Below are 15458 nucleotides of genomic sequence, written 5' to 3' on the forward strand. Positions count from 1 at the left end.
CATCAGGTATACTGGAATAAATCAGAAAATTCAAAGAGAGGTGAACAGTGTGACTGGGCTCGTAGCTGTGATTATGATTTTTTCAATTCCACTCGCTGGCATCATTACCTCCCATTTCCAAACCCAAACGAAGCTTAAAAACAAAATGATCGAAAGCCAACTGGAGCTTGAACGGCTGAAACATGAAAACTTTGTGATTGAGACGCAGAAGATGCGATTAGAATTAGAACAGATGAAACTTGAAGATGCAAAAAGAGAGCAGCATTTCTTTATCGAAAAGGAAAAAACGCTTTTATAGCCTCTTTCAAAAGAGCCGGTTCAGCCAATCGGCTTTTTTCTTTGAAATTTGCTAAACGGGCCCGCATAAAAAACGGAAGGCCATCGCTTGATCGCGATGCCTTCCGTTTTGATTTAGGCAAATATACTTTTTTCAATTTGCTTCAACCCATAGAAATACCCTTGCCGCTTCATGATTTCCTTGTAAGTGCCGGTTTCAATGATGCGGCCTTGTTCCATGACGACGATTTGATCCATCTGCTCCAGACCGGATAAGTCATGGCTGATGATGACGAAAGTATCCCCTTTGCCTTGGGCAAAAAGTTCTTGATAGATGGCGTGGGCCGTGCTGCTGTCGACAGATGAGACCGGTTCATCAAGCAGCCAGATCGGCTTCGATCTCAATAAAGCTCTGGCAATCGCCAGCCGCTGCTTTTCGCCGCCGGACAAGTTCGCCCCTTTTTCACTGACCTTCATGTCCAGCGCGAAGTGGCCAAGCTGAACGTTGTTTAATGCGTTCCGCATCGCTTCCTCTGTCGCCTCTTCATTGGCAATCATCAAATTGCTGCGGATGGTCCCATAGAAGAAATGGTTTTCCTGCAGCACGACATTCATGGCCGCCCATAAACTTTCTTGGCGCACCTTTTGAAGCGGGATGCCCCCGACAGCCACATCCCCGGAATCCACGTCTGCAATATTTAACAGAACCTGCAGCAAAGTCGACTTCCCTGAACCGCTTGGTCCGACAATCGCTGTTTTCGTTCCCGCTTTAAACGTAAGCGAGACATCCTGGAGCGCTGGACGCTCCTCGTCCGGATAGGCAAAAGACACTCCTTCCAGTTTAAAATCCAGCGGTCCGTTAGACAATTCAAGCGATTTCCCCTTGTTTCGCTCTTCTGCTACTATCTCTTCTAAACGGACAGCCGCTTTGCGGTTGTCTTCGAAATACGCTGGAAATACAGCCATTGGCGGAACGTTTTCAAATACAGCCAATGAAATCATCACAAGCATAGCCAAATACAGGCCGTCCAACTGGTCCGTGGCTACAAAATAAGTTCCTAATCCTAATACGAAAAAAGAAACAAGGAGGGCTGCAAAACCATTCACAGACTGGCTTAAATTCTCCTCAAGCCCCACTTTTCGCTGCTGTTCTGCGTAGTCCTTCGAAAAAGCAGCCAGCTGCTGCTCTTTCGTGTCCAATTGCTGGTAGATTTTCAAATCACGGAAACCAAAAAGAAATTCAGCCGCTTCCGATGATAAAGCTGCCCGGCTTGCCCGAGTGGCGGAATCGATTTTTCTTTGGCGCCACGCAAAAACGGCCGGCACTGCAACAATTGTCAACATCATGCCTGCTGCTATCACGAGCGCAATGGTGAATGAAAAGAAAGAGGCAAAGAAAATAGTGCTTAAAAAGACGATGCCAAGAACGACCGGCGGATAAAACACACGCAGCAAAAAGTTCTGCAAGCTTTCAACGTCTCCTACAATACGTGCCAATAAATCTCCGCTTCGATACTTCTGAAAGAGCTGCGGCGCATGCGGTTCAAGCCGTTCAAAAAAGGATACGCGCAAATTGCTCAGCATCGTAAAAGTTGCCCGATGCGAAAATAAACGCTCTGCATAACGGCTTAACGCTGATACGAGGCCGAATAATTTCAGGCAGGCTCCCATCACGATCAAGATGGTCATCTGTGAAGTCAGTGCTGCTTTCGAGATCAAGTAACCGCTTGAAGCCATAAGGGCGACTCCTGCGATTCCCGCTAGAAAACCAAAGAAGATGGCGATGCTGACGTCTCTTTTTTCACGGACTGTCAGCAGCATCACTTGCTTTAATTCCTTCATTGCAAAACCCCTCCTTGCTGAATAGCCAGCATCTCCCGATAAGGGCTATACGTTTCCAACAGCTCTTCGTGGCTGCCTTTTGCCGCTGCTTTCCCGTCAGCAAGCACCAAAATCACATCCGAATTCCGCACTGTATGCAAGCGGTGCGCTACGGTAACGATCGTCGCATCACGGCCAAGTTCTTCAATAGCCTCTTGAAGAACTTTTTCAGTGTACAAATCCAATCCTGAGGTAGGTTCATCAAAAAGAATAAGAGACGGTTTCTTGAGAAAAGCACGGGCCAAGGCAATGCGCTGTTTTTCCCCTCCCGACAATCCTCTCCCCGCTTCTCCGACAGGCGTTTCGAATCCTTGCTTCAATGAATAAACCATTTCCAGAATTCCCGCTTTTCGGGCAGCCTCCGTTAATTCTTCTTCTGACGTTTGCTGGCTGGTGCCGATTAAAATATTTTCTTTGATCGTCCCCGCAAACAAGTACGGATTTTGTGAGATATAGCTTAGGTGGTCAAACCAGGATGTCTCAGCAATTTCACTTCTCGGGATGCCATTCACTAAAATTTGTCCATCCTGTAGCGGCAACAGGCCAGCAATGGCATGAAGCAAAGTCGTTTTTCCTGAACCGCTTTTCCCGATAATCGCGAGCCGGCTTCCCGGAGATGCCGCAATCTCAATTGGGCCTAATCCAAATCCATCTTCATATTGGAAAGACAAAGCATTTACGTTAATGGCAAAGGGCTGCTCGGGCATTTCAGCCTGGCCAAAAGCAACGGGTTGCCGTTCTTTTTCAAGTTCGGCAGCCAATCGTTTTGCTGCCGCTGCACTGCCGCGCCCTGTATGGAACGCGCTGCCGAAGTCTTTTAATAAATTAAAGAAATCCGGCACCAGGATCATCACAAAAAAGGCCGTGAAGAAAGTTAAATTATCATAAACAACTAGACGCAAACCGATTTCCAGCGCGATGATCCCCATGCTGAGCATCGAAATGTATTCCAGCATCAGCGAAGATAAAAACGCCGACTTCAAAACTTCCATGGTCGCATCCCGGAAATCGAGGCTGCTTTTTTTGATGACTTGCTTTTGCTGCTCGGCACGCCCAAACAGTTTTAACGTCGTCAACCCTTGAAGGACATCCAAAAAAGTTCCTGAAAAACGGCCCAGCTTTTCCATTTGGGCATCCGCTTTTTCTTTGGTCTTAATCCCGACAAGCGCCATAAATACTGGAATAAATGGAGCTGTGATCAAGATGATCAGGCCCGTCACCCAATGCTGTGAAAAAATCACAATCAATAGAAGAACGGGAATGATGGCACTTTGAACCATTTGAGGAATGTATTTGCTGAAATAGGCGTCTACTTCATCGACTGCATCCAAAAGCAGGCTGACCTTTTCGCCAGATTGCCCTTGGACAGATGCTTGAAGCGGATTTCCTGCAAAAGAGGCAGTCAACTTTGTGCGCAAAGTGCTTTTAGCTTCAGACGCTAGATTTACGCCCGTTCTGCCGATCGCGTAGCCGCTGGCTGCACGAATTAATATAGCCGCAAGCAGCCCCCCAAAATAAGGCAGAACTTCTCGGAATGAGGCATCTTTTAAAAACACCGCATCGGCAATCCAGACAAAAAACAATGCTTGCCCAATCATCGCAACTCCTTTTAGCAAAGAAGCGACAATCAACCAAGCCATTCTATTTTTCCGTTCATACGCTAGCTGTTTAAGATCAAGCATGCAATTCTCTCCTTTAGCTGCTGTTGCCTCTATTATAAAGCACGCAGGGCTAAATTCCGCTCCAGCCGCCCGCTGCCAAGCAATTTTCTGAGGCGTTTGTTACAAATCTGTTCACAAACACACTGGAAGGAAAAAAGAAGGTCACACAAAAAAATCACAGCGGCTTTTCGCTGTGATTTTAATAACGCGTCGAACGCGATTGCGAATTCCTTTTCTGCGATCCTTGAAGGACTGATGACAAAAAAGAAATATCTTGCTGTATTTGCGATTTTAAATACTCGTCCATGCATTTCTGATATTCCATGCTCAGTTTATATAGCTCGTATTCAAAGATTGCTTGTTCCTCTTTTGTCATCAAGATCCTCACCCCACTTCACGGTAGTTTCAAAGACCCAAGCATATGTACCTAAACTTTTTTGTTATCGTACCAATTATTTTCAGAAAAGTCAAATTATATAGGTCTTTTATTATAATATTTGCAATGGAATTATTTATAATTTGACCGTTTGTTAACTTTTCATCCCTATTATATCTATACCCTATATAAAAAAGTTAAAGCAGGCAAAAGCTAATTTATAGCTTGCCTGCTTTCTTTGACTTTTATTGGCTTCTGCCATTTTTGATCCATTGTGCTACTTCTACTGTATGCTTTGCCTGATAAACCACGGCATCTTTCACGTCTTCTACCATATTTCCGTTTTGATCCACACTAACACTCGTGCCATATGGATTTCCTCCCGCCTTGAACAAGGCCGGATCGTTATAGCCAGGTGCCGCAACAATCGCTCCCCAATGGAACATGGACGTATAGACAGCCAGTACGGTCGCTTCCTGTCCACCATGCGGATTTTGAGCTGAAGACATAGCACTTACCACTTTATTCGCCAGTTTTCCTTGTGCCCATAATCCTCCTGTCGTATCCAAAAATTGCTGGAACTGCGAAGGAACGTGTCCAAACCGTGTAGGAACGCTAAAAATGATGGCATCTGCCCACTCCAGCATGTCAACATCTGCTTCGGGCACATCTGCTGTTGCTTCTGAATGGGCTTTCCATAAAGGATTTGAATCAATGGCTGCCTGTGGAGCGGTTTCTTTCACTTTCGCTAATTTGACTTCTGCGCCCGCTTCTTTTGCAGCAGCTTCCGCCCATTGCGCCATTTGATAATTTGTTCCTGTTGAACTGTAATACAAGATTGCCAATTTGATGTTCTCCATAATTTTCTCTCCTTTTTGTATAAAGTCCGTGACTGATACGTAAAGACAAAATTATCCTGAATTTGAGATTTTTCTTACGTTTACCCTTTCCCCGTTCTCCAGAAAAACTAAACAATCAAATACGCAATATCCTTCAATAAAATAAAAAAAGAACGCTTTTGCGAGGCGCTCTTCTGCATCATTATTTTTGAATGTTATAGCCGTTTTCCCCATAAGGCTTAAGCTGTTCCAGCCACTTTTCTTCCAGCAATTCCAGTTCCTTTTTCGGATTTGCCAACGGATCTTCCGATTTTTTCAACTCTTCGAGAACCGTTATTTCAAATTGCTCTTCGCCTTGTGCCAACCACTCTTCTTGCAATTGCTTGTTCGTGTGATTAGCGTTTCGCAGCATAAATTTGACGCCGTTCAATGTCTTTAAATTAGGGGTGCTGCCGACGAAGCATTTGCCGTTTTGCTTGTTTTGGATTTTGTATACCCCCGCTTTAATCGGCATTTCTTTATACTGCATTTTCAACTCTTTTTTTCGTTCCATTATGTTCAAGCCTTTCTCTTTTTTATTTTTCCAGCCAATATTCGCTGCCGTCTCTTGTCCGTCCAAGGAAGCCGTATTCGACCAAATATCTTCTGACCAATCCATAATCGCTAAAGATAGGCTCAATTATTCCATTGACTTGAGGTTCACTGTAGCGTTCCCCCGCAGTAAACTGTTTGCTGATTTCTTTTATGGCAACGAGCCGCTGCTTTTCTTTCGGAGGAAAACTTTTCAGTTTTTCCTTTTCAAAAAATTTCGCTAAGATTGCCTGTTCTTCTTCAGCTGTAACATTATACCGGTCATCAACCATTGTCGCAGTCTGATGAATTTCAATAAAAGCCGGGGCATATTCATCTTTTTCCTTTAACAGCTCCATCATCGCTAAAAACAGTTTCGCCTGCCGCTCTTTTTCCTTTAATACGAAACGGTGGTTGCGGATAGTTGAGGCACTGCCTATTTCCATTTCCTGCTGAATTTCAGCATCTTTTTTGCCTTCATAAAAAAAGCCGAGCAAACGGTTCTGGTGCTCAGTCAAACCCGTCAGTTTTTTATCCATGCCCATCAAGTAATGGAAAACAGAGCCATGCGCCACTTCAATATGCAGGCGCATATAACGTTCCGCTTCATAGAATACCTCTTCATGAGGGTAAATAATCCCTTTTTCAATCTGTTCATTGCACAATAAGCATTGGTAGTGCCCTTTTTCTTCGATGAAGCCGTTTTTCACTTCATCCACTGTGGCTTCCCACAATCTTTCGGGTTTATTCATATCAAACTTTCACTCCATTTGTTTATAATATAATAAACATAATAAACTATTGTTTGAATTAAAACAAGAAAACCTCTGCGAAAAATTACAGAGGTTTTCTTGAAAGTTTATATTTTTGCCTGCTTGCTTCGTTCCGTTGCCATTTCCCGCAATCTAAATTTTTGGATTTTCCCGGAGGCAGTCATCGGATATTCTTTTGTAAATTCGATATAGCGCGGAATTTTATGATGTGAAATTTTCCCTTTGCAGTAATCCCGCAGCTCCTCCGGCTGCAGTTTCTCGCCGTCTTTCAAAATGACCCAGGCCATCAGCTCTTCGCCGTACTTTGGATCCGGTACGCCGACTACTTGTACATCTTGGACCGATGGGTGCTGATAGAGGAATTCTTCAATTTCCCGAGGGTAGATATTCTCGCCTCCCCGGATCACCATGTCCTTGATGCGTCCTGTAACTGCGATATAGCCATCCTCATCTTCCACGGCAATATCGCCCGTATGCAGCCAGCCGTCTTCGTCAATGGCCTGCTTCGTCGCTTCCTCGTTTTGATAATAGCCTTTCATGATGTGGTAGCCTCTCGTACAGAGCTCGCCCGGCATTCCAATCGCGACTTCTTTATTCGTCACGGGATCCACAATCTTCACTTCCACTTCGGCGTGCGGCTTGCCGACCGTAGCGACTCGTTTTTCAATCGCATCATCAGCCCGTGTCTGCGTGATCACCGGCGAAGATTCGGTTTGGCCGTAAGCGATGGTGATTTCCGAAGCCCCCATTTCGCTGATCACTTTTTTCATCACTTCGATCGGGCAAGGCGAACCTGCCATGATGCCTGTCCGCAAAGTCGACGTATCAAAGCTCTTAAAGTCGGGATGATTCAGTTCGGCAATAAACATTGTCGGAACGCCGTGCAAGCCTGTACATTTTTCATCCTGCACCATTTGAAGCACCCGTTTCGGTTCAAATTGCTCCGCAATGACCATCGTAGTCGAATGCGTCACAGCGGCCATCGTTCCGAGCACACAGCCGAAGCAATGGAAAAAAGGCACCGGTATGCATAAGCGGTCGTTTTCCGTTAAGTTCATCGTGTCGCCGACAAGTTTGCCATTATTGACGACATTCAAATGCGTCAGCATGACTCCTTTTGGAAAACCGGTCGTTCCTGAAGTGTATTGAATATTGATGACCTCATCCGGATCCATTGAGTTAAAACGCTTTTCCAGTTCCTCATCAGCCACCCGGTCCGCAAATGCTTCGAATTCGCTCCACGTATAAATTCCCGGATGCTGGTTTTCACTCATTACGATGACACGTTTGAAATACGGAAGTTTGCTGCTTGTAACATTGCCTTTCTCTGCTGTTTTCAGTTCCGGACAAATGGTATTCAAAATTTCAATATAATTGGAGCTTTTGAACTCTTCGCCTAATATCAAGGTCGTCGCATCGGATTGTTTTAAAAGATACTCAAGTTCGCTTGCTTGATAACTTGTATTAACGGTCACTAGCACCCCGCCCATTTTCCCTGTCGCATATTGGCTGAGCAGCCACTCGCGTTTATTATCGGACCATATCGCAATGTGCTCGCCTTTTTCGATTCCTATTCCCATAAAAGCCTTTGCCAGGCGGTCTGTTTCCTGATCAAACTCCCGGTATGTCTTGCGGATGCCAAGTTCCGGATACACATAAGCTTCTGTTTCCGGATGGAGTGCTGCCTGCTGTCGCACAATTTGGCCTACGGTCTTTTCTAAAATCGCCATTTTAAATCCCTCCATTATGTAAACGGTTTCATTTCACTTTATCATATTATCATAAAATTCCAACAATATTATTTTTAGTAAACGAGCGCCAAACTAAGCTTTCGCCCTTTAAGTGCTAAGCATGATAAAATGGAAGTATTCTGGACCACGAAAGGGAATTGAAATGGAAATACAATCAATGCATGATTCGCTCGCTGCTCGTTTGCAGCAGCAGGAACTTGTTTCCGCCACCATCAGCCAGCCGCGCTTAAAATCGAATAGCATCAAACGGGTGAAACTCAAGCCCGTTGAAATAAAAAATGCATATTTTATTCAGTTTGAATATCAATATGAGCACGTCTTGAAACACGAAAACCTTTCCATTGAGGATGCCTCTGCCAAGCTTGCGCCTTTGTTCGAAGAGTTCCGCCAAGGGCTTTTTCAGTTTACTGAAGAAAAAGTGCAAATCCAGCTTTCTAAGAAATTCAAAGTTACCTGGAAATCGGAACAGACGGAAGCGAAAAAAGCCGAGCTTTCCCATAACCGCAAAAAGCAGTATTTGCTGGAAGACGGCGTCCCTTATCCGTTTTTGGTGCGCCTTGGCGTCCAAAGCCCGGACGGCAAAGTCAAAAAACAGAAATACGATAAGTTCCGCCAAATTAACCGGTTTATCGAATTCATCGATGATGCCCTTGTGCATTTGCCAAAAGACCGGACGGTGCGCATACTCGATTTCGGTTCAGGCAAATCCTATCTGACATTCGCTCTTTACCATTATTTGCGGGTTGAAAAAGGACTGGATTTGCGGGTCACCGGACTCGATCTAAAAAAAGAAGTCATTGAAGAATGCCAACGCATTGCTGATGACTTGAATTACGATCAATTAGAGTTTTTAGTCGGCGACATTAATGACTATAATGAGGAATCTGCAGTCGATATGGTGGTCACGCTTCATGCCTGCGACGTTGCTACGGACATGGCGTTATCCCGCGCTGTCAAGTGGAATGCGAACGTCATTTTAAGCGTGCCGTGCTGCCAGCATGAACTCAATAGCCAGATCGAAGCACCGGAGCTCGGCATCATGCTTCAGCATGGCTTGATCAAAGAGCGCTTCAGTGCACTCGCAACGGATTCCATCCGTGCGGAATTATTGTCGCTTGTCGGCTATGAAACTCAATTGATGGAATTCATCGATATGGAACATACACCCAAAAATATTTTGATCCGCGCTTATAAAACAGGAAAAAAACCTGCGCCCGGACAATTTGAACGCTACCAGCAATTCACGCAGCTCTTATCAGCCAAACCTTTTCTTGAAAACGAATTGAAGGAGCTCCTATGACACGGAAAAATCTGGCCAACGGCATCGTTCTCGCTTTTACCGTTATCCTCGTCCGATTTATCGATGTGAAAATCTACGATATGCATTTAATCGTGAATGTGCTGGTGATTGTCGGCTTGATCGCCGGGTTGATGAAATTGCTAAACCGTTTCCCTTCTCTTGAAAAGCCAGTCGGCAAAAAAAGCGCTATGGCCATCAATTTCATTGTCGTCATTTCGATTTTCCTGGCATTTTTCATTTTTGGGCTCTAAAGCGGAAAAAGCCGCCTGTCTCCGATTAGAGGCAGGCGGCTTTTCTTATATAAGCGGTTAAGAATTCAGATGGTCTTCATTATATTTTGCAGCTTCCAATTCAATCTGGCAGCTCTTTTTGTATTCACGGGTTTCCAGGAACAGATTAATGGCGAAAACAAGCACCAGTAAAAAGGCTGGCACTGACAGTTGGACAATTCCATAGACGAGTGCTGCGAGAATTCCAGCGATCAAAAAGCCGATTGCTTGAGCAGATTGACTGTTGCGCTCTTTAATTTCTGTTATTGAAAAATGATTCATATGCTCATCCCCCCAATATAAGCATTATAAACATAATTCTTTAAAACAAAAGAAGAAATTATTTTTTTCACAATTTCTTAACATTTGAAATGCAAGGAATAAAGCATAAAAAATCGCGGCATCGCCTTAGATAGGCGATGCCGCGGTTTTCGCTTCTTTAATTTCACATTTTCTTTTGTTGGCGAATCGTTTCTTCTATATAGGATTTAACGGGCTCCAACGTCAATTCCAATCCGCTTGTTTTTAGATTATTGTCCAAGTAATCCAATTGATGGTCCTCTACTGCATCGGATTGAAGATTTAGGGTGTTATTGATGTAAAGCATTCCTTCATTGGTTGCCATTGGCAGCGGAGGGCCTTCCCCGTCTTCTTTTTGGATTTCATCCAATCCATTGACGAGCCCTTCTTTTTTTAATTCTTCCATCGCTTTTTTATACGGCTCGGTTCCGATTCCTTCAGCTAACCGGGCATCCAGCGCTTGAACATCTTCAGTCGTGGCAGCTGTATAATATTGCGTGTAATAAGCCATTAAGATTTGCTCTTTATCTTGAAGTTGTCCGTTCATCTTTCATCCCTCCGTTTTTCTCGTATGTAGTGCCTTTATTCCCCTTTTTCAATTTGTTTATGCTTTTATTTTCACCGCTTCGGTTGAATTAAGGGATTTTTGAAACTTCAAGCGCCTTTAATCGTTAATACATAATGACACACGCAGCGGATTCAAGCTGCGGAAAGCGGGTGGTAGAAGATGACAGAAAAACCGATTGTGCAAATCAAGAACCTTTCGAAAACAATTGGAAAGAAGAATATCATTAAGAATCTGAGCCTCGACTTATATAAAGGCCAAATCACTGGTTTTCTCGGGCCAAATGGCGCCGGTAAAACGACGACCATTCGCATGATGGTCGGATTGATGCGCCCGACAGAAGGCGAAGTATTCATTGATGGACAATCAATCCAATCCAACTTTGAAGAAAGCATTCAGAAAGTGGGGGTAATTGTTGAAAATCCGGAAATGTACAAGTACATGACCGGCTACAAAAACCTTTTGCATTTTTCCCGAATGCACAAAGGGATTTCCAAAAAACGCATCGACGAAGTCGTTCAGCAAGTCGGCATGCAAAATCGCATCAATGAAAAAGTCAGCTCTTATTCCCTGGGGATGCGCCAGCGGCTCGGCCTCGCACAAGCGCTTTTGCATGATCCCAAATTCCTGATCCTGGATGAACCGACCAACGGCCTGGATCCTGCCGGCATCCGTGAATTTCGGATGTATCTGCAAAAAGTGGCACGCGAAAATGGCGTCGCTGTTTTTGTCTCCAGCCACCTTTTGTCAGAGATCGAGTTATTGTGCGACCGGATTGCCGTTATTCAAAACGGCGAACTGATCGATATTAAGAACGTCAAAGAACTCCATGTTTCGCGCTACTACATTCATGCGGAACCAAATGAACTGGCACTCGAAGTTTTGAGCGGCGCCGGCTTCCCGGTTACTGCGCATGACAAAGGCTATTTGATCGATACGGAATCGCAGCACATTCCTGGAGCTGTTAATATGCTCGTATCTGCCGGCGCAAAAATTTATGCCGTTCAACCGCACCGGGCAACGCTTGAAGATCAATTCCTGGAAATGACCGGAGGTGGCCAAATTGCTGAAACTCATTCAAAATGAATGGATGAAATTATGGAGCAAGAAATCAAGCTGGATCATGGCCGCTTTGCTGGTGGTCATTTTATTCGCATCCATGGGCATTACAAAATGGGTCAATTCCAGCATGATGGCCAATCAAGAAGAAACGTGGCAAGAAGTCGCCACGAACCAGCAGACGAATGCGGAAGCAATGCTGCAGGATCCGAACTTGAGCGACCCGCAGAAGGAATATTACGAAGGCCAAGCCGCAATTGCAGAATATCGGCTTGCGAATGAAGTCCCTGCCTTTGAATATGCGAGCATGCAGCAGCAAGTCATCGATGCCCATATGATGCTGTCGCTTGTCACACTGTTTACGGTGATAGTGGCTGCCGGGATTGTCGCTTCGGAATTTTCCCAGGGCACCATCAAAATGCTGTTAACACGCCCTGTTAAAAGATGGAAAATACTAACATCTAAATACATCACCACGATGATTTATGCTATTTTGCTGTCCATTTTAACGATTGCCGTCAGTGCACTGGCCGGTTTGATTTTCTTTGGCATCGGCGACGGAACTTTCCTTGTCTGGAACGGCTCAGAAGTCGTTGAAGGATCTTATTGGATGGAAGCGCTGAAAATGGCGGGGTTGAGTTTTGCCAGCGTGTGGATCATCGGAACGTTCGCCTTCATGCTCGGGACTGTTTTCCGTTCAAGCTCGCTTGCGATCGGCTTATCGATCTTCCTGATGTTCACCGGGATCCAGGCCGTCTACTTGCTCGCTAATTACGAAATCGTCAAATACTATTTGTTCACCCATACGGACTTAACGCAATTCTATACCGGCTTTATGCCTGTACCGGATATCACCATGACTATGTCGCTTATTGTTCTCGCTGTTTACTTCCTCATTTTCATGGCCGTCAGCTATTGGACGTTCTCAAGAAGAGATGTTACGGCGTAAGCGAAAAGCGCAGGCAGCCATAAAAAGGATCTGACCGTCAGCTTACTGACGTCCAGATCCTTTTTTCATTTGCCATCCATCCAGTTCAGCAATGCCTCGACCACCAGATCCTGCTGCTCGAGCGGCGAGATCGCTGCCGGGTTATCGCCTTTTTGTTCGCCATACAGGCCGAACTGGGCATGGTTGCCTCCTGGAATCTCGACAAATTCACTATTGGCTGAAAACAGGATGCGGTTGTCTTCGATATCATCGAACAATGTCAATCCATCCTTTTCTCCGTAAACGGACAGCATCGGCAAATCGCTTAAAGCGAAATCCCCTGCAGGATAGGAACCCAGGAAAAACAAGCCCGCCAATTCATCTTGATGGTCTTCGGCATACATCGCAGCAGCGACGCCGCCAAGCGAATGGCCGCCAATAAACCAAGAATCGATTTCCGGATATTCCCCGATGACCGCTTCTGCTGTATCCACTCCGAAAATCCCGAACTTCAGCGGCAGATCCGGAATCGATACTGTATATCCTTGCTCGCTCAGTTTCTCCCCAAGATAAGCATAAGCTTCCGCTTCCACTTTGGCGCCTTGGTATAAAATGATGCCTTGGCCGTTCGGGTCGTCCGGCATGAAAATGATGCCTTGGCCGTCCCGTTCGACCGCTTCGAGATCCACCTGTTCTTTCAGCACTTCACTCGGTCCGTAATCGAATTGGCTATAGACGACAAACCCGATAATGATCAAAGCAATCAGCGCAATAAAGCCAATCAAAATCCGGATAGCCCGGCGCTTCCCCGCACTCAATAGGAAATTCCGACACGGGATTTGGAAAACTCCGCGCTCTCCATTTGTTTGTATGCAAAATCAGCCGTATCGCCTACTGTGATTTCCCGTCCTTCTTCCGGCAGAAAATCTTTTTCTGTCCGGTAGCTGCCGCTTGCTTCCCCGTCCGGCAAGTATGTGGGGCAGACAATCGTCCAATCCAATTCCGACGCTTTAAGCAAACGGTACACTTTCTCATGCTCTTCTGCAGCGAACGTCAATTTGCGGTTGGAATCGCCGCCTTGGTAGCGCAATACGCCAGGCGTCATCCGGCTATTCAAGATTCCTGCCGTTCCAATCGTAATTAAACGCTTGATGCCTTGCTTTTCCATGGCCTCTTTAATGAACGGAACTGCTTCCGACAAAGTGGTTGTCCGGTCCGTGCCTAGTGCGCTAAACACCAAGTCGGCGCCTTGGATGGCGCGTTCAATGTCTTCCTGATTGCGTACATCGCCCGTCATCACTTCCAAATGGTCATGGTCTTCCAGCTTAAGCGAACGCACTAAAGCTTTTACCTGATGCCCATCCACTAGCGCATGCTTTAGGATTTCTTGGCCGACCCGGCCGGTTGCCCCGAAAATTGTGATGTTCATCTTCATTCTCCTTTCCACAGACTGATTTACTTGAATAAGAATCCTTTTTTGGCCAGCACGCCTTTCAAGTCTTGGCGATGCGGGCGCTTCAGGAAATTCGCCATTTGCTGCGTCCACGTCTCTGATTTCTGGTTGGTGCTGCGGCGCTCGTAATATTGCTGGATGGCCATATCGTATTCAGGAAGCAAGGTTTCATATTTCGCTTCGTCGTATTCGTTCTCATGAAGAATCGCTTCGACCGGCAGTCTCGGCTTCACTTCGTTGCCTTCGTTCGGCACGCCTACCGTCAAACCGTAGACCGGGAATACGCCTTCCGGCAAGCCGACCAGTTCACTGATCGCTTCCATATTGTTGCGGACGCCGCCGATATAGCAAATTCCGTAGCCTTTCGATTCAGCAGCCAAGGCTAAATTCTGCGCAAGCAAGCCGACATCTGTAACAGCGACGAGCAGATTTTCCGCTTGGTCAAAAACAATGTTCTCCCCCTGTATTTCGCCCGCATGCTTCAAGCGGTTGTAGTCCGCACACATTAGGAACACTGCGCCGGCCCCTTCCATCTGTTTCGAGTTGCGTGAGAGCTCGCCCAATTTCTTGCGTTTTTCCGGATCCGTCACCCAGACGACGGAATAAGCCTGGACAAAATGGGACGTGGCCGCATGCTGCGCTGCCTGGATCAATTCACTGACCTCTTCTCTTGTCAGCTGCTTTTCTTTATAATCACGCACCGAAGCGTGGGATTTCATCAATTCAATAACCATTCTTCTTCCTCCTTTGACTCTATTCTCTTATCCTATCAAATAATCTGAGATGATACTCTTCCAACGATTTTTGCTACAATAAAAGCAGATGAGGTGAACAGGTTGAAGCGAGCGAAAGCCATTTTTTCGATTCTTTTTTTATTGATGCTCGGCGGTTTTCTGTTTGTTTGGATCCAAAACGAGCGGGAATTCCAGGAAGAGCTGGCCAAGCGTCCGGCGCCTTCCGGACTGCATCCGATTGTTGCAGAGAAAACCGATCAATTGGTCCAGCAAGCGCAAAGCATCGGCATCGACATTTTAATCACGGACGGGTTCCGGTCTGCTGAAGAACAGAATGATTTGCACAATCAAGGACGGAGCGCTGCCGGCAATATCGTGACCTATGCACGCGGCGGCGAGTCCTACCATAATTACGGCCTCGCCATCGATTTTGCCCTTCGCCTCGATAACGGCGATGTCGTCTGGGACATTGAACGGGATAATAACGGCAACGGCGAACGCGATTGGTACGAAGTGGCGGCCATCGGCAAAGAACTCGGATTTGCTTGGGGTGGCGACTGGCAGCGTTTCAAGGATTATCCGCATCTAGAGATGACGTTCGGCTTGTCGATCGACGAATTGCAGCAAGGCTATCGGCCGGAAGACGTCGTGGAATAGAAAACCAGCGTGGTTCGCTTGGAACCACGCTGGTTTTTTGAGTTTATTTGCGGAATTTCTTGTTTT

General features: G+C 45.9%; 17 protein-coding genes. 6 read left to right on the forward strand and 11 right to left on the reverse strand.

The annotated features are described in order from the left end of the window. Positions 1–49: 49 nt before the first annotated feature. A complete protein-coding gene (locus MTR82_RS13250) occupies positions 50–298 on the forward strand; it encodes a hypothetical protein (protein ID WP_052653306.1) in 249 nt (82 codons plus the stop codon). A gap of 113 nt (positions 299–411) precedes the next feature. On the opposite strand, the gene cydC is transcribed toward MTR82_RS13250, so the two are convergent. The 6 genes from cydC to MTR82_RS13280 form a co-directional block, all read right to left on the reverse strand. Continuing rightward, positions 412–2118 (reverse strand): thiol reductant ABC exporter subunit CydC, encoded by a 1707-nt coding sequence (gene cydC, locus MTR82_RS13255; RefSeq protein WP_246809438.1) that lies wholly within the window; start codon positions 2116–2118, stop codon positions 412–414. Then, entirely contained in the window at positions 2115–3839 is a 1725-nt protein-coding gene (cydD, locus tag MTR82_RS13260) for a thiol reductant ABC exporter subunit CydD (RefSeq protein WP_246809439.1), read from the reverse strand. Before cydD ends, cydC begins: the two co-directional genes overlap by 4 nt. Before the next feature lie 600 nt (positions 3840–4439). Then, complete coding sequence (gene wrbA / locus MTR82_RS13265; RefSeq protein WP_246809440.1) at positions 4440–5054, reverse strand: NAD(P)H:quinone oxidoreductase; 615 nt, start codon at positions 5052–5054, stop codon at positions 4440–4442. Between the two features lie 181 nt (positions 5055–5235). Further along, positions 5236–5586, reverse strand: coding sequence for a GIY-YIG nuclease family protein (locus MTR82_RS13270; RefSeq protein WP_246809441.1), 351 nt, complete (start codon positions 5584–5586; stop codon positions 5236–5238). Positions 5587–5608: 22 nt separating this feature from the next. Continuing rightward, positions 5609–6355, reverse strand: a complete 747-nt coding sequence (locus tag MTR82_RS13275; protein WP_246809442.1) for a DUF2087 domain-containing protein — start codon at positions 6353–6355, stop codon at positions 5609–5611. Between the two features lie 107 nt (positions 6356–6462). Next, on the reverse strand, positions 6463–8106 hold the full coding sequence (locus MTR82_RS13280; protein ID WP_246809443.1) for an AMP-binding protein: 1644 nt from the start codon (positions 8104–8106) through the stop codon (positions 6463–6465). 163 nt (positions 8107–8269) lie between these two features. Between MTR82_RS13280 and MTR82_RS13285 the strand changes: the two genes are divergently transcribed. Together MTR82_RS13285 and MTR82_RS13290 are read left to right on the forward strand one after the other, a co-directional pair. After that, positions 8270–9427, forward strand: a complete 1158-nt coding sequence (locus MTR82_RS13285) for a class I SAM-dependent methyltransferase (protein WP_246809444.1) — start codon at positions 8270–8272, stop codon at positions 9425–9427. Next, entirely contained in the window at positions 9424–9678 is a 255-nt protein-coding gene (locus tag MTR82_RS13290) for a hypothetical protein (RefSeq protein WP_246809445.1), read from the forward strand. Before MTR82_RS13285 ends, MTR82_RS13290 begins: the two co-directional genes overlap by 4 nt. Before the next feature lie 57 nt (positions 9679–9735). Here MTR82_RS13290 and MTR82_RS13295 read toward each other — a convergent pair whose 3' ends face one another. Further along, the gene (locus tag MTR82_RS13295; protein WP_246809446.1) at positions 9736–9978 is read right to left on the reverse strand and encodes a hypothetical protein; all 243 of its coding nucleotides are present in this window, start codon (positions 9976–9978) and stop codon (positions 9736–9738) included. A 163-nt stretch (positions 9979–10141) separates the two neighbouring features. Further along, positions 10142–10543 carry a hypothetical protein gene (locus MTR82_RS13300; protein WP_246809447.1) on the reverse strand — a complete coding sequence of 134 codons (402 nt, stop codon included), beginning with the start codon at positions 10541–10543 and terminating at the stop codon, positions 10142–10144. 180 nt (positions 10544–10723) lie between these two features. On the opposite strand from MTR82_RS13300, the gene MTR82_RS13305 reads away from it, so the two are divergent. Further along, positions 10724–11647 (forward strand): ABC transporter ATP-binding protein, encoded by a 924-nt coding sequence (locus tag MTR82_RS13305; protein ID WP_246809448.1) that lies wholly within the window; start codon positions 10724–10726, stop codon positions 11645–11647. Beyond that, entirely contained in the window at positions 11616–12569 is a 954-nt protein-coding gene (locus MTR82_RS13310; RefSeq protein WP_246809449.1) for an ABC transporter permease, read from the forward strand. Before MTR82_RS13305 ends, MTR82_RS13310 begins: the two co-directional genes overlap by 32 nt. A 65-nt stretch (positions 12570–12634) precedes the next feature. Here the strand turns inward: MTR82_RS13310 and MTR82_RS13315 are convergent, their stop codons facing one another. Genes MTR82_RS13315 through MTR82_RS13325 form a run of 3 tightly spaced genes read right to left on the reverse strand, consistent with a single transcriptional unit; the run spans position 12635 to position 14735 of the window. Then, a complete protein-coding gene (locus MTR82_RS13315) occupies positions 12635–13366 on the reverse strand; it encodes an alpha/beta hydrolase (RefSeq protein WP_246809450.1) in 732 nt (243 codons plus the stop codon). Next, positions 13363–13977: an NAD(P)-dependent oxidoreductase gene (locus MTR82_RS13320; RefSeq protein WP_246809451.1), complete on the reverse strand. Its 615-nt coding sequence runs from the start codon at positions 13975–13977 to the stop codon at positions 13363–13365. The genes MTR82_RS13315 and MTR82_RS13320 overlap by 4 nt, the downstream gene beginning before the upstream one ends. Before the next feature lie 26 nt (positions 13978–14003). Further along, positions 14004–14735 carry an NADPH-dependent oxidoreductase gene (locus MTR82_RS13325; RefSeq protein ID WP_052653324.1) on the reverse strand — a complete coding sequence of 244 codons (732 nt, stop codon included), beginning with the start codon at positions 14733–14735 and terminating at the stop codon, positions 14004–14006. A gap of 102 nt (positions 14736–14837) precedes the next feature. Between MTR82_RS13325 and MTR82_RS13330 the strand changes: the two genes are divergently transcribed. Beyond that, positions 14838–15392: a M15 family metallopeptidase gene (locus tag MTR82_RS13330; RefSeq protein ID WP_425024024.1), complete on the forward strand. Its 555-nt coding sequence runs from the start codon at positions 14838–14840 to the stop codon at positions 15390–15392. The last annotated feature ends 66 nt before the right edge of the window (positions 15393–15458 follow it).

This window comes from Planococcus ruber (assembly GCF_022819085.1).
Taxonomy (GTDB): domain Bacteria; phylum Bacillota; class Bacilli; order Bacillales_A; family Planococcaceae; genus Planococcus; species Planococcus ruber.